The organism is Serratia sp. UGAL515B_01 (assembly GCF_033095805.1).
In the GTDB taxonomy this organism is placed as follows: Bacteria; Pseudomonadota; Gammaproteobacteria; order Enterobacterales; family Enterobacteriaceae; genus Chania.
This window is the reverse complement of sequence record NZ_CP109901.1, coordinates 1,431,551-1,446,926: the sequence shown is the minus strand read 5'-3', so window position 1 is coordinate 1,446,926 and position 15,376 is coordinate 1,431,551. Positions and strand designations below refer to the sequence as shown.

The 15,376-nt window shown below is 45.8% G+C and carries 10 protein-coding genes and 1 pseudogene; 2 read left to right on the top strand and 9 right to left on the bottom strand.

What is annotated here, in order from left to right:
• Positions 1 to 313 precede the first annotated feature (313 nt).
• Positions 314 to 3,259 carry an HD domain-containing phosphohydrolase gene (locus OK023_RS06675; protein ID WP_317696134.1) on the top strand — a complete coding sequence of 982 codons (2,946 nt, stop codon included), beginning with the start codon at positions 314 to 316 and terminating at the stop codon, positions 3,257 to 3,259.
• A gap of 378 nt (positions 3,260 to 3,637) precedes the next feature.
• Here the strand turns inward: OK023_RS06675 and OK023_RS06670 are convergent, their stop codons facing one another.
• The 8 genes and pseudogenes from OK023_RS06670 to dbpA form a co-directional block, all read right to left on the bottom strand.
• On the bottom strand, positions 3,638 to 4,678 hold the full coding sequence (locus OK023_RS06670) for an ABC transporter permease (RefSeq protein WP_317696132.1): 1,041 nt from the start codon (positions 4,676 to 4,678) through the stop codon (positions 3,638 to 3,640).
• Between the two features lie 16 nt (positions 4,679 to 4,694).
• A complete protein-coding gene (locus OK023_RS06665) occupies positions 4,695 to 6,179 on the bottom strand; it encodes a sugar ABC transporter ATP-binding protein (protein ID WP_317696128.1) in 1,485 nt (494 codons plus the stop codon).
• 163 nt (positions 6,180 to 6,342) lie between these two features.
• Positions 6,343 to 7,272, bottom strand: coding sequence for a sugar ABC transporter substrate-binding protein (locus OK023_RS06660; protein WP_317696126.1), 930 nt, complete (start codon positions 7,270 to 7,272; stop codon positions 6,343 to 6,345).
• 977 nt (positions 7,273 to 8,249) lie between these two features.
• Positions 8,250 to 10,283, bottom strand: coding sequence for a S9 family peptidase (locus OK023_RS06655; protein WP_317696124.1), 2,034 nt, complete (start codon positions 10,281 to 10,283; stop codon positions 8,250 to 8,252).
• Positions 10,284 to 10,354: 71 nt separating this feature from the next.
• Entirely contained in the window at positions 10,355 to 11,008 is a 654-nt protein-coding gene (locus tag OK023_RS06650; protein WP_317696122.1) for a tellurite resistance TerB family protein, read from the bottom strand.
• 294 nt (positions 11,009 to 11,302) lie between these two features.
• Positions 11,303 to 11,566: pseudogene (gene yqfB, locus OK023_RS06645) on the bottom strand (N(4)-acetylcytidine aminohydrolase).
• Between the two features lie 125 nt (positions 11,567 to 11,691).
• Positions 11,692 to 12,018 carry a YebG family protein gene (locus tag OK023_RS06640; protein WP_317696120.1) on the bottom strand — a complete coding sequence of 109 codons (327 nt, stop codon included), beginning with the start codon at positions 12,016 to 12,018 and terminating at the stop codon, positions 11,692 to 11,694.
• A 259-nt stretch (positions 12,019 to 12,277) separates the two neighbouring features.
• Positions 12,278 to 13,660, bottom strand: coding sequence for an ATP-dependent RNA helicase DbpA (dbpA, locus tag OK023_RS06635; protein ID WP_317696118.1), 1,383 nt, complete (start codon positions 13,658 to 13,660; stop codon positions 12,278 to 12,280).
• A gap of 194 nt (positions 13,661 to 13,854) precedes the next feature.
• Between dbpA and purT the strand changes: the two genes are divergently transcribed.
• Positions 13,855 to 15,033, top strand: coding sequence for a formate-dependent phosphoribosylglycinamide formyltransferase (gene purT / locus OK023_RS06630; RefSeq protein WP_317696116.1), 1,179 nt, complete (start codon positions 13,855 to 13,857; stop codon positions 15,031 to 15,033).
• 38 nt (positions 15,034 to 15,071) lie between these two features.
• Here the strand turns inward: purT and OK023_RS06625 are convergent, their stop codons facing one another.
• Entirely contained in the window at positions 15,072 to 15,305 is a 234-nt protein-coding gene (locus OK023_RS06625) for a YoaH family protein (protein ID WP_317696114.1), read from the bottom strand.
• Positions 15,306 to 15,376 lie beyond the last annotated feature (71 nt).

The window sequence follows — 15,376 nt, the reverse complement described above, 5'->3', positions numbered from 1 at the left end:
TTCAGGTCGGAGTAATGCAGGTTAGCGGGCCATTAAACGTACAGGGATGAGCAGGAATTCACGGCGGGTCAGTGTTCCTCACCATTCCTACCTGCCAGAGGCTTAAGGTGCCGCACGTATTTAAAGTTATCTATGGTGCCGCCGCAAAACACAAGGCCAGCGTGCGTCTCTGAGTTGTTTGCACTCGGGGCAGTCAAAGGGCACCGCCGAGTAACAAAAACAACACACAGGCAACTTGAAACTTGGCAGCTATAGACTCTCTCCATTTCGTCTATGATTAAATAAGATACATTACATAAACAAGGCAATGACTATGCAAAGCCAGAAGATAGGGTTCAGAAAACACTATCCCTTACATATCCAGATTGCCGCACTTTTTACATTACTGATTGTTTCAATTGGTAGTGCAATCATTATTTTCAACCACAGCCAACTGTCAAAACTTACTGAAGCCACTACCAACATGCAGTATCAAAAAACCGGCGAAGCTATAGCGGCAGAGTTAAACTCCGTCACTCGTCACATGATGATGTCTGTAAATTTTCTTGCTAACTCTCCAATAATGCAAACCAATACGCTCGAAGAGAGAATGAGTTTTGTCAGTCAATTTATTGAGATATTGCAACAAAATGATTATGCCAATGCAATATACAGTGCTTACCCTAACGGTGATTTTTTTATACTGCGGCGTTTGTCTACCGATATCCGCACCTTATTCAAGGTACCTGGAAACGCTGAATGGTTGGTGCAAAGCAATCGTTTTTTATCTGGGACACCAGAAAGGCGGATTATTTATCTCGACGGTAATCAAAGAATTATTGGTCAAACAGTTATGGAGTATGACGGCTTCGACCCCCGTAAACGTAATTGGTATATCCTTGCCTCAAAAAGTCAAAATCTGATCACTTCACCACTCTATACCTTTAAAGCTACGGGAAAAACCGGTTTTACCTACAGTATCCAGGCTAAAAATAACACCCATGCGATTATTGGTCTGGATGTTTCACTGGGTTCACTTTCGGAATTTCTCCAACAGAATCTGCCTCCCGGCAGTCAAGCTGCAATTATCAATTTTGCCAATGAGACTATCGCCAGTCTCCCTCAAATAAAGCAGGATGATGCAGCAACTCATGATGGGCTTAATAAAATTTCTCAACTCACTGTTTTACAGAAACTATTAGAGACCAAACGCAGCAATAGTTCAGAAAGCATTCTCTTTTCTGCTCAGGGACAGAACTGGTATGGCTTCGTTATAGAACTTCATGATCATGGCAATAACTATCAATTAGTGATTGCCACCCCCTCTTTCTATTTGACTGCTGATGCCAATTTAATTCGTAACCACTCAACTCTGATTGCATTTTCTCTGTTGTTATTCAGTTTACCATTAGTCTGGTATTTTTCATTGCGGATCTCTCGTCCATTGATTGGTTTACGTCATGACGCTGATGCAATCAGCAATTTGTATTTTGAGGATCGGGAAGAAGAGCACTCGGCAATTGAAGAAATTGATGACTTGCACAAATCCATGTCAAAAATGAAACTAACGCTAAAGCAGTTTATTTCTATGGGCCGTCTGTTATCTACCAAAGATAGTTTCCCTCAAAAGATGCAAGGATTACTCAATGAAACAACCAAAATAGCCACATTAACAGGAGGCGCTATTTACCTGCCCGACAAAGAATTAGGGAATTTCTCGCCTATTGCTTTCAGTTGGACTGGTCAAAATGTTCAGACTTCAAATCTGCCTTCTTTACAGTTGGATAAAGGTTATCCTACCGAGCTTTTGCAAATATTAGCAGGCGAAACAGTTACCGGTGTTTTTGATAATGAAAATACACCCAGTCAATTGCTCACTTTCTTAGAGCCATATTTGCCTCTTCGTTATATTGCCATTCCGATGCAAAACCATGACCAACAGTTAATGGGTTTTTTACTGCTCTTTCCCCCTCAGGAATCAAATGCTGAGCGCGTCTTCGCCAAAATGCAGTTAATCAATGCGCTGGCAGGGAGTTTATCGGTGGCAATAGAAACCCAACATCTGCTGCAAGAGCAAAAAAATCTGTTGAGCGCCTTTATCGAATTGATCGCTGGGGCAATTGATGCGAAAAGCGCCTACACCGGTGGGCATTGTCAGCGTGTACCGGTTATCACAGAAATGTTGGCCAAAGCAGCCGTTGAAGTTCAAGAAGGCCCTTTCGCCTCTTTTGCCCTTTCAGAGAATGAATGGGAAGAATTACACACCGCCTGCTGGCTGCATGACTGTGGGAAAATCACGACTCCGGAAGCAGTTGTCGATAAATCGACAAAGCTGGAACTGATTTATGATCGCATCCATGAAATACGTATGCGTTTTGAAGTTCTGAAACGTGAAAAAGAAATTAGCTACCTGCGCAATAACACTAAGGTATCTATCGGTATTGAGGAAGAGCTGTCGTTAAATGATGAACTGCGTCAGTTGGACGATGATTTCTACTTTATTGCCCAGTGCAATATTGGCGGTGAATTTCTCCCAGACGCTGCTCTAGAACGTATTCAAAAAATTGCACAATATCAATGGACACGCACACTGGATGATAGTGCCGGTGTATCACGTGAAGAGCTGAGCCGCAAAAAACGTCGTCCATTAGCCCCACTCCCTGTTCAGGAGCCGATGCTGGCAGATAAAGAGGAACATGTCATCTATCGAGATAGCAAGAACAAGTTGCCCGAAGATTACCATTTCAAAATTAAAGAACCAGCATTACTGTACAACCATGGGGAGATTTACAATCTCAGCATAAGAAAGGGAACGCTGAACGAAGAAGAAAGATTTAAAATTAATGAACACATAATGCAAACAATCATTATGTTGAATAAACTCCCCTTCCCACGCAGTATGGCTAACGTCCCAGTGATTGCCGGTGGCCATCATGAACGCATGGATGGTAAGGGATATCCTTACCAGTTGAACTATAAACAGATGAGTATTCCTGTACGAATGATGGCAATTGCCGACGTATTTGAAGCTCTAACCGCAGATGACAGACCCTATAAAATGGGGAAATTGTTATCTGAGTCACTAAATATTATGGTCAACATGGTGAATGAGAATCACCTTGATCGCGAGCTGTTCATTCTCTTTCTACAGTCTGGGGTTTACCTCGATTACGCTCACGCCTACCTGCATGCTGACAAAATAGATTCTGTCGATGTCCATACAATGATGAGCAAACTCAAGCCACAAAATATCATGCTAGCTGAAGAGTTGATTAACTAAATAGGTGTTCTTAATACCGCGACACATCACGTTTCCCATAACTTGAGCGCAGCCCTAGTTTAGGCTGCATCCCTCAATTACCCATGGTGCCGCCGCAGACCCCAAAACCCGTTATCAAGCCCGACAACACAGAAAACGGGCTTCTTGGGCGCGCCCCTTCAAGCTGTGGCCATTGGCGTGATTGCTGCGTTGTTCGCCGCTTATTTGGCCCACCCAACCTCGCGGCTCACGCCTTGCTCTGCGCGCAAATTACCGCCAGCGACGCTCGCGTGCAATTATAGGCATCACCGACAAGTGATAAAGGTTCACCGTCTTAAATACTGTTGAACATGCCTAAAAAGAAACCATCAGAAAACAGACCAACAGCTCAACATAGGGTCACCGTCTCTTGCGGTTACGATGCATATCAATTGCAACGGCTGTTACAATAATAATGCCTTTGATAATATCCTGAATATAAGAGTCCACACCGATAAAGGTAAAGCCGCTTTTGATTAGCCCCAGAATAACAGCACCAATAAGAGTGCCGGTTATTCGTCCAACTCCTCCCATCAAGCTACTACCGCCAATGACCGCCGCAGCAATAGCATCCAGTTCATAAGCGACGCCCATACTCGACTGCCCACTGCTGACTCGTGCAGCAAGCACCACACCTGCCAGCCCTGCCAGCCCGCCTGCGATTGTATACACTGTCACCAGATATTTATTGACGTTAATACCCGAAACTTTGGCTGAGGTGATGTTACCCCCGATAGCGTAAATATATTTGCCGTAACGCGTATGTTTGAGCGCAACATGAAAAATAGCTGCCACAACCAGAAATATGATGACCGGCATGGCTCCCTGCCCGATCGCGCTGAAATCATCAGACAAGAAACTCACAGGGTTGCCTTTAGTGTAATATTGAGCCAGCCCTCGTGCGGAAACCATCATGCCCAATGTCGCAATAAACGGAGGGATACCGGTTCGCGTGATCAGGAATCCGTTGATAAAACCGCAGAGTATCCCCACGCCAATCCCCGCCCCAATAGGGATCGCGGCAGGCAAATCCAACAACCCAGGATAGATTGGCGATATACTCTCAGAAGTTTGTGCTAGGCTCGCTGCCACCACAGCAGTTAAGGCAATGAGTGAGCCAGATGAAAGATCGATACCTGTAGTGATGATCACTTGGGTCACACCTACCGCGATGATGCCAATGATCGCCACCTGTAACACAATCAATAATAAGCGACTCGGATTCATTAAAAATGACTGGTCACGTACAACCCAACCAAGAATTTCAAAGATTAGCGCAATACCAATCATAACAATAAAAATGCCAATATCTTTTGGCATATTACCGCCGAAACTCGCCAACCGCGCACCTTTTGTCACCTGCACCGCGGACAATGCTTCTTCCAGTTTTATGTTACTCATTACGGTCACCTTTGCGCTATTCAGAGGCCAACGCCAAAATTTTTTCCTGTTCAGCTTCATCTTTATCCAAGATCCCGGTGATACGTCCACCATGCATGACCATTACGCGATCGCTCATGCCAATAATTTCTGGAAGTTCAGATGAAACCAAAATAATGGCGACACCGCGGTGTGCCAGTTCACTGATAAGCCGATATATTTCGGCCTTTGCTCCTACATCGATACCGCGTGTTGGCTCATCAAGGATCAATATTTTCGGTTGAGCCAGTAACCAACGAGCAATTAATACCTTTTGCTGATTCCCACCGCTGAGATTATTGATAATCTGATCCATGGTTGGCGTTTTTATATTGAGCTTTCTAATTTGCTCTAAGCAATCCTTAGCCATTTGTCCATGGCTGATAAACCCATTCTTGCTGGTATATTGAGAGAGATTCACGATGCTCATATTTTCCACTACCGAAAGCACCAGAAAAAGACCCGATTTTTTTCGATCTTCGGTCAGGAATGCTAGCCCTTGTTCTATAGCTTTGGACGGCGAATCGATTTTTACCGGAACCCCTTCAATAAATATTGTCCCTCTGTCTGCCGGATACATTCCAAACAGGCTTTCCATCACTTCACTGCGTCCTGCTCCTACTAATCCGGCAACGCCAAGTATTTCGCCACGCTTAATGGAGAATGTGATGTCGCTAAACCAGCCCTCACGGCATAAACCGCTAACGCGTAATACCTCTTCGCCAATATTGTTATTGAACTTGGGGAACATTTGCGTTAGCTCACGCCCCACCATCATGGTGATCAACGATTCTTTAGTCAGGTTTTCCGTTTTATCACTGGCAATTGAGGTACCATCACGGAATATACTTACCTCATCGGTTATGGCAAAAATTTCATCCATTTTGTGGCTAATATAAATAATACCTTTACCCTGTTTTTTAAGCTCACGAATAATCGCAAACAAATGAATAACTTCCCCCTCAGTTAATGCAGATGTTGGTTCATCCATAATTAATACATCTGCATTATAAGAAACCGCTTTAGCTATCTCGACCATCTGTTGGTTTGCAATACTCAGCTCTCCCAACAGGGTTTCCGGTTTTAATTTAATATTAAGGTGCGCTAATAACTCAGTAGTTTTACGGTTCAATTCTTTATGATTGACAAAACCTAATCTGATAGGTTCGCGTCCCAACCAGATATTTTCCGCCACCGTCATGTGTGGTACCAGATTAAGTTCCTGATGAATCATTGATATCCCTGAATGCAGTGCTTCCAACGTGTCGCCGAATGTCACAAGTTGGCCTTTGATTTTAATTGCGCCTTCATCAGGGTGATAAATACCGATCAAACATTTCATCAGCGTCGATTTACCCGCCCCATTCTCCCCCATAAGCGCATGCACGCTACCGGGTTTGATTTTTATCGAGACTTTATCTAACGCTTTAACCCCTGGGAACTGCTTGCTGATACCCTCGGCCTCAAGCACATAAGGATACATACTAATAACCTCCGCAGTTACAACTCAGACTATACCCTTTAATTTATCGTGACACGACCATACCGCTGGAAACAGCAATCGCTAAGGGATATAACCTGGTTAAAATAACAGCGCACTCCCTCACACTAACAGAGAATACATAAGTCTTATCCGGACAAAATTATTATTTATCGTTGTTATCACCAAAGCTTTGATAATTGGCTTTCGTGATCAACTGATAGGGTACCATGACGCTACTTTCGACTTTTTCACCTTTTATAAGCTGGATGGCGGTTTGAACTGCCCCTTCACCCTGACCTTTTGCATCTTGAAAAATACTTAAACTCAAATCTCCCTTCTTAATAAATTCCAGGGCATCAGGCGTGCCGTCAATTCCAGCTACCAATACGCCGTTTTTTTTCGCCTGCTTCAGTGCCAGAATGGCACCAATTGCCATTTCATCATTATTGGAAACAATGGCATCAATTTGTTGGCCAGAAAGGAGCCAATCAGTTGTCACATCAACTGCCTCTTTACGAAAAAACTTGGCCGTCTGCTTATCGATGACATGAATGTCAGGGTACTTGACCACAACATCTTCTACGCCACGAGTACGATCACGCGTTGCTTCACTGGAAAGTTCGCCAAGCAAGATCATTACGTTCCCCTTGCCATTCATTAACTTAGCCAACTCTTCCATCTGCAGCTTACCGGCAAGTTTTGAGTCTGAACCCACGTAGGCCATCCCGGCAGGGAGTGTAGCTTCAGGACGGCGGTTAACAAACACCAGCGGGATTTTGGCGTCTTGCGCCAGCTTGATCATCGGTTTCACTCCCTGTGTATCAACCGGATTGAGGATTATTGCATCCACTCCTTGACTGACAAAGTTCTCCACTTGCTGGACCTGTTGGGCAATATCGCCTTTGGCATCTTCAAACTGCCCACTGACATCGTCCTCTTGTTTCATTTTATTCTGCATGGACTGCCGCAAAATGGTGAGGAAATTATCATCAAAATAGGCCATAGACACACCTATCTTGATGTCTTTGGCTAACACCGTAGTTGGTAACGTACATACCAGTAACGAGGTAACGATCAGTTTTTTCAGCTTCATATCACATACTCTTTATTAGTTAGGATGAGAGGTTTGTTGATTTCATGACAAATGAAAAATATTTTTTACAATCAAACAACATTTCACTCGTTTTTTCGCATTAAAGAAAAGATGAACAATCTTTTTCAACCCGTTAAAGGTAGATTAGCACTCTTAATCCAGCCGAATAAAAACATTTAAAACAGTATGTTAGAATTACCATTACACATAAGATAAATCAGCCAATCAATTTATTAAATTTTTATTTCATAAATTAGAGTATTGAAACTTTTAAACCTCAACAAGCGAAACATGCATTTTAGAATGGTGAATTAACAAAAATATGACATAGATCTAACAATTGACCACAACGCCATAGCATCCTTCAACGATTCTTGTATCCTCAGCCTTTATGTCGTCATTACCCTTGGTAGAGGTTTAGGGAAGTCATGCGCAGCAATACTCTCAGATAGCCGCAGCACTTTAAGGCGTTCCCCCAAAAACCATCCAAGGAAAAGTCGGGCTTAAACAGAACACCCAGTTCATCTTCGACGTTAGTGATATTTTTTGGCGACTGGACAGCACCAGAAGAAATTAAGCGATACGGCTCAACTCCGCTGTGCTTGATAGAATTTCACTTTAATTTTGGGGCGCGACCCACTGGGCTGGGGTCATTCGTGCGCACTGCTACGTTATTAGCCGCTTATTGGGTACCCAAACTCACGGCTCACACCTTGCTCTGCGCGCAAATGATCGCCAGCAACGCTCGCGTGCAATTGCCTAGTGCCAGCAGGAGAACTGGCCCTGAAAAATTAAATGGGTATTGATTGAGGCTAGTGCAGACTCTAAATAGGCATTATTAATACCGCTAATTTCACGCTTCTGGCTGGTGGGAGTGATGAGGAGCACCGACACGCCGTGCCCCCCTCCCTAGAGACTGGTACCGCGCATCCATGCGCTCACTTGCCAGTGTTTAGTCCGTGGCAAATACCTCTTAGCTATTCTAACAAGGAAAGAATAAACGCATACTCCAGTGCTATATCCTCATAAGCCTTGAAACGGCCAGATTTACCACCATGCCCAGCATCCATGTCGGTATACAGCAGCAATGTATGGTCGTCCGTTTTCAATTCGCGAAGTTTAGCTACCCATTTGGCAGGTTCCCAGTATTGAACCTGCGAGTCATGCAGCCCAGTAGTTACCAACATATGTGGATAATCCTGAGCCTTAACCTGATCATAAGGGCTGTACTGTTTGATGTAATCGTAGTAAACCTTATCGTTTGGATTACCCCATTCATCGTACTCCCCGGTAGTAAGGGGAATAGTCTCATCCAACATGGTGGTCAACACATCAACAAAAGGCACCTGAGCCACAATACCCTTAAACAATTGAGGAGCCTGGTTGACCACCGCCCCCATAAGTAAACCACCTGCGCTTCCCCCCATGGCAAATACGTACTGGGCATCAGCATAGCCTTGTTCTACCAGGGTTTGAGTGACATCGATAAAGTCATTAAAGGTATTTTTCTTTTTTAATAATTTGCCGTCTTCATACCAAAGCTGCCCCAATTCGGCGCCACCACGAATATGTGCCAATGCGAAGACGAAACCACGATCCAAAAGACTAAGGCGACTGGTACTGAACGCTGGATCCATGCTACCGCCATAGGAACCGTAAGCGTATACCATCAGCGGATTCGCACCATGAACAAAACGATCGGCTCGGTACACTAATGACACCGGTATCTCTACACCATCACGCCCTTTCACCCAAATACGCTCGCTACGGTAGTCTTCCGCCGTAAAATTTTTGACATCCTGCTGTTTGAGCTGCTCGCGCTCACCGCTATCAAGATTTAATTCGTATAAGGTGCTTGGTGTCGTCATAGAGGAATAGCCATAACGCAGCAGCACAGTTTCTGGATCTGGATTATAAGCTAACCACGTGACATAGGTCGGGTCGTCAAATGCAATACTTTTTTCTTCGCCAGTATGCCAGTGAATTTGCCGTAATCGCGTTAGACCCGCTATGCGTTCCTCCACAACCAGCCAGTCACGGAAAAGGCTAAACCCTTCAAGCATAACGTCGCTTCGTGGGGCGATCAGCTCTTGCCATTGCTCTTCATCAGCTTGATCACTCTGATACAGGCCAAAATTCTTGCCATCCTTATTCGAGCGAATAAAGAAATGTTGGTGATAATGATCGATAGCATATTCATGATCTTTACGCCGTGGTACGAATATCCGGGGCTTAGTATCAACCCCATTTGTATCCAGTAGAAGAATTTCAGATGTTGTCGTGCTGCTGAGATGGATCAGGATAAATTGTTCAGACGTGGTTTTTTCCAGGCTGACATAAAAAGTGTCATCCAGTTCTTCATAAATGAGCGTATCAAGCTGCGGATCGCTCCCTATCTGATGACGATAAACCTGATAGGGCAGCAATGTTTTGGCATGTTTACGAACGTAATAGATTGTAGATGAGTCATTCGCCCATTCAAAACTGCCAGAGGTGTTCTCCAATACCTCATCGGCCCAACTATCATTGGTCAGATCCTTGAAACGAATGTCGTACTGGCGGCGCGATAAGAAATCCTCAGCCACGGCCAGATGCTGATTATCAGGACTAACGTCTAAACCGCCAAGCATATAGTATTCATGCCCTTCGGCGCGTAAATTGCCGTCAAGCAAGGTGTCCCACTGTTCACTGGATGCTTCAGGTTGACGAACATATATTGCATATTCATTGCCTGGTTCATAACGGGTCTGATAACGAAAACCACGCTTGACGTAAGGCACCGAATGCTCTTGTTGCGGAATGCGAGCGACCATTTCCTGATACAGAGTTTCACGCAATGGTTGCTGCGGACTCAACTGTGCCTCAGTGTAGGCATTTTCAGCATCAAGATAGCTCAATATATCGGGGTCTAAACGTTCATCATCACGTAACCAGTAATAGTCGTCTACACGAGTATCGCCGTGTAGGGTGATTGGATAAGGCCGTTTTTCAGCTTTAGGAGGTGTCATCATTGCTAAATCATCCGTTTAGATTGATAAAAGCAAGAGTGACACGATCCTTATTAAATTAACAAGCTATGCAGCTAGAGTAATTCGCGTTTTTTCTCGTTAACGTCATTTTCAATCCCTTGTCTTACATCTACCGGAATTTTCAACGACTGCGCCAACGCATCAAGATAGCTGCGCTCCATGAAATGGTCGACATCAATAACCATGCAGCTCAGGTAATATACCTCTAAGGCTTCATCTTCATTCTTCACGCTTTGTGTGATCAATTCGGGGTTCAGTGGCTGATCAATAGCTTGTTGCACCCAAGCTTGGGCCTCACTCCCTAGCTGCAATTGCTCAAGACTATGGTCAATTGCGCGTTTTTCGTCTGCATCTATGTGACCATCGCTTTTAGCAGCGAACACCAATGCCTGCACCAAACGTTTGGCACGCAGATCTAAAGGCGACCTCTGCTCAACAAATTGTGGTTCTTGTTGCTGCTCCTCTCTGACACGTTGCTTATATTTGTTCCACAACACAGCACCAACCGCTGCACTGCCACCAATAATCAGTGCGTTTTTACCGTATTTACTTACCATTTCACGAGAGGATTTATTCGCTAACAAAACACCAACTAGCCCGCCTAACGCAGTTGGGGCCAATAACTTTCCAATCCCTTCAGTACCACCCGTTGACTCTTTTTTGTCACCCAGCATAGATTGGATCTGTTGCAACCAGTTATTTTTCATTCCTACCTCTAACAAATTGAATATAGTGGCTCGCAAACACCTCCGAGCCAACTTGGCCAGCGTTCCTCAGATTATGGTATTATTTGTAAATAAATGTATTGTCGCTACAAATTTTTGTCGCTAATGACCGAATAGATTGGGGTTGTAAGTAGCCAGCAACGGGACAGGCCTTACCGAAAGTCCCTCTACTGAGTTGTGTCATTTGAAACACATGATCGACTAAAAGTTGTAACTGGAGTGCATCTGGATGCAGGAACTCTTCTGAATTGAAAGTAATAGTCTGATAAGAAAGGATTAAAGTTTACTGAAAGTAATAACAAATAACTTTTCCAAGCCTGGATAGATCTCTTCAATGAGCTGTTTTTAGCTCGCTAAGGGACATATTTTCTTGTCTCGCATGTTCTTTAGTTAGAGCATCAAGATGTACCGCCATTACCGATTTGATCTCAACAAAACAAAAAACACACCAGCTTCATTGCGACTGACGCGTAATACTTCGCCCGGTTCGAAATGCGATTCACTGGCGTCACGGATAGTAATGATTTTGTGACCAGCCATAATACCTTGCTCGAAGCAACTGAAAAGGTTAAGGCACGCAGCGTTAAAATCCTATATGAACCCACCCTGCTCGTTGCAGGAGGATGAGCTACCTGCAACGTAAAACTAACTGATTATGTCGCGTATCACGCGGCCTGTTCTCTTGGCTCTGCGTCTTCTTCCGAGAGAAGTACCATTTTATCCGTTTTGCTTTTAGCCGGTTTTTTTACGGTTTCTTGTGGGGCTGCACCACCACGCAAAATCTGAGATAACATATCTTTATTTTCTGCCAAGAAAAGGCTTAGCGCTTCACGCTGTTCTTCTTCCAACGTAACAGGCGCTTGCTGCAACCATTCGCCAAGGCCGTCAGCCAGATCGAGCATCTTGTCATAGGCATCGGCTTCTTTCTTGTTTGCGAAAGTCATTTTTTCCTCACCGTTTCTGACTACTACATATTTCACTTCAACAGCCATGAACGTTTCCTCAAAGGTTATATACTCATCATACTAAAGTTGCAGAGGCGTTAGCTGCGCACGATTACTTTCCCCTTTAGGGCCATAGCTAACAGCTTTCAAAGCGGCTCTCAACAGATTTATCACCCCAGGCACACAGTCATCCTGGGGATTCATGAGCTGGCCGCCTTTCCGCAACTCGAATTAATCAGAGCAAGGCACTGTGATTTTATACAGTATAAGGTACTTTCACAGCAGGTCGCAAGCAATCCATCATTTATTATTTCAACAATCGCACTTTGCAACTCTTACCTTTTATTTTTCCCTGCTGGAGCTGTTGTAATGCTTTGCGCGCACTCGCCTTGCGGATGGCCACATAAGCGTGTACCGGGAACATGTCGATCTTCCCGACCTCTGCCGCAGTCAGTCCAGCTTCTCCGGTCAACGCGCCAAGAATATCACCTGGGCGAATTTTAGCCTTGCGGCCGCCATCGATGCACAGTGTGACCATTTCAGCTTCAAGGGGAGTGTTTGGAGCTCCGCTCAATTCAGATACCGGTGCCCACTTCACGGTCATCTGCAAATAGTCCTCAAGGGCATGAACGCGTACCATTTCCTGTGGCGTACACAAGCTGATGGCTAACCCATTCAAACCCGCTCGCCCGGTGCGGCCAATGCGGTGAACATGCACTTCCGGATCAAACGACAGCTCGTAGTTGACCACTAACGCCAACTCTTTGATATCGAGACCACGAGCAGCAACATCGGTCGCCACCAGCACACGGCAACTCCGGTTAGCAAAACGCACCAGCACCTGATCCCTGTCCCGCTGTTCCAGATCGCCGTGAAGCGCCAACACGCTAATGTCACGACTTTCGAGCGCTTCAAACACGCTCTGACAGTCACGCTTGGTGTTGCAGAATACGACGCATGAGGACGGTTGATAATGGCGAAGGGCCGCAACCAGAAGTGCAGGGCGTTGATCTTGTGTAGTTTCATAGAAGCGCTGTTCGATATTTGTTTGCTCTTCCTTATCCGCAACTTCCACATTCAGAGGCTGGCGTTGCACGCGGGCACTGATGCGTTCAATACCTGCCGGATAAGTGGCAGAAAACAGCAAAGTCTGACGTGTTTGTGGGGTGTAACTGATCACATCATCAATATCGTCCGCGAAACCCATATCCAGCATACGATCGGCTTCATCAAGCACCAGTACTTTCAGATCGTCAAGTACCAGGGTTGTTTTGCGTAAATGTTCCTGCACACGGCCTGGCGTACCCACCACGATATGGGGAGCATGCACCAAAGAGTCGAGCTGTGGTCCGACCGGTTGGCCGCCACAAAGGGTCAATATTTTGATGTTCTGCGTGAAACGGGCAAGACGACGTAACTCTTTACTGACCTGATCGGCAAGTTCACGTGTCGGGCAGAGGACCAGCGCCTGCGTTGCCACTTGGCTAACATTGATTTTATCCAGCAGGCCAATACCGAACGCCGCTGTCTTACCGCTGCCGGTTTTTGCTTTGGCACGTACATCCTGTCCTTTTAATATGGCAGGTAACGCTGCGGCCTGTACCGGCGTCATTTCGGCATACCCCAGTTCGTTGAGGTTGGCCAACTGTTCAGCTGGCAGTGGCAGGGAGGAAAAAGAAACTGTGCTCACGGCAATGACTCTTATATGGCAGGTGAAAAGGTGGCGCGGCCATTGGGCAGGCGCCGGATCTGGCGCAGATGATAACAGATTTCTATTCATCCCCTCGATTTAAGTGCAGCCTTGCTGCGTACGCAATCGTTTTCGCATATACTGCGCACTCATTGTCAGACCGTATTAATTCCTACAGAATCAGGTACGAAACTATGTTAACGATTGGAACCGCCCTGCGTCCTTCTGCTACGCGTGTCATGCTGCTCGGTTCAGGCGAACTGGGTAAGGAAGTGGCCATTGAATGCCAGCGTTTAGGGTTAGAAGTGATCGCTGTAGATCGCTATGCCGACGCCCCTGCCATGCATGTAGCACATCGTAGCCATGTCATCAATATGCTGGACGGCAATGCACTGAAAGCAGTGATCGAGCAAGAACGTCCCGACTATATCGTGCCAGAGATTGAAGCTATCGCCACCGATATGCTGGTTGAACTGGAGCAACAAGGCCATCGCGTAGTACCTTGCGCTGAAGCCACACGTCTTACCATGAATCGTGAAGGTATTCGTCGCTTAGCTTCAGAAACCTTAGGATTGCCCACTTCCAGCTACCAGTTTGCGGATAGCAAGGAGAGCTTCCGTCAAGCGGCGGCAGAAATTGGTTATCCGTGTATCGTCAAACCGGTCATGAGCTCATCGGGTAAAGGCCAAAGCCTGATCCGTGATGAACAGCAATTGAATACCGCCTGGAATTACGCGCAGCAAGGAGGTCGTGCCGGTGGTGGGCGGGTGATTGTCGAAGGATTAGTAAAATTTGATTTCGAGATCACCTTGTTAACTATCAAAGCCGTTGATGGCATCCATTTCTGCGCTCCAATCGGCCATCGTCAGGAAGATGGCGACTACCGTGAATCCTGGCAGCCACAACAGATGTCTGAATTGGCACTTAGTCGAGCACAAGCAATCGCGGAAAAAGTCGTCAACGCATTAGGCGGTTTGGGTTTATTCGGTGTCGAGCTCTTTGTCTGCGGCGATGAGGTAATTTTCAGTGAGGTTTCTCCACGCCCGCACGATACCGGTATGGTCACACTGGTTTCACAGGATTTGTCGGAGTTCGCTCTACACGTAAGAGCGTTTCTTGGGTTACCAATCAACGTTATCCGCCAATTCGGGCCTTCCGCCTCTGCGGTGATCCTGCCAGAACTCACCGGCAATGATGTCCGTTTTAGCGGGTTAGACTCTGCATTAAAGGGATACAATCAGGTGCGTTTATTTGGCAAACCGGACATCAGTGGCAAACGTCGTCTGGGCGTCGCACTCTCTACCGCAACAAATATTGAACAAGCTGTCACGTTAGCAAAGCAGGCCGCCGCTGCGGTTAAGGTGCTAGAATAATACTCTAGGGTTTCGGCATACCGGGGCCCCAAACACCATCAACAATTTTTGGTGTCTTCACTATCTTCGTCCAGGTACTCTGTCGGCTCTTCCTGTTCTTGTTCATCCTCGAACATCACAGTCACCCGATCGCCCTGATGTTTTTCGCGGATTTCTTGCGCGACAAGTGCAATGGCTTCACCACTGCTCATACCTTGTTCCATAAGATGATGGATACGTTCAGCAGCTTCCTGCTGCTCTTGGTGACTCAGTGACGGCATACCAGCAAGCATGTGTTTCTCTCCAGCAAAGATGGAGACGAATTATACGCTCTAAGACTGCGGATCCCAACGTCTATTGTCTT

Bases quoted from the DNA above. Each gene is read 5' to 3' on its own strand.
- OK023_RS06670 (WP_317696132.1), bottom strand. From the start codon at position 4,678: ATGAGTAACATAAAACTGGAAGAAGCATTGTCCGCGGTGCAGGTGACA.
- OK023_RS06640 (WP_317696120.1), bottom strand. From the start codon at position 12,018: ATGGCTGTTGAAGTGAAATATGTAGTAGTCAGAAACGGTGAGGAAAAA.
- OK023_RS06650 (WP_317696122.1), bottom strand. From the start codon at position 11,008: ATGAAAAATAACTGGTTGCAACAGATCCAATCTATGCTGGGTGACAAA.
- OK023_RS06665 (WP_317696128.1), bottom strand. From the start codon at position 6,179: ATGTATCCTTATGTGCTTGAGGCCGAGGGTATCAGCAAGCAGTTCCCA.
- OK023_RS06655 (WP_317696124.1), bottom strand. From the start codon at position 10,283: ATGATGACACCTCCTAAAGCTGAAAAACGGCCTTATCCAATCACCCTA.
- OK023_RS06660 (WP_317696126.1), bottom strand. From the start codon at position 7,272: ATGAAGCTGAAAAAACTGATCGTTACCTCGTTACTGGTATGTACGTTA.
- OK023_RS06625 (WP_317696114.1), bottom strand. From the start codon at position 15,305: ATGCTTGCTGGTATGCCGTCACTGAGTCACCAAGAGCAGCAGGAAGCT.
- OK023_RS06675 (WP_317696134.1), top strand. From the start codon at position 314: ATGCAAAGCCAGAAGATAGGGTTCAGAAAACACTATCCCTTACATATC.
- purT (WP_317696116.1), top strand. From the start codon at position 13,855: ATGTTAACGATTGGAACCGCCCTGCGTCCTTCTGCTACGCGTGTCATG.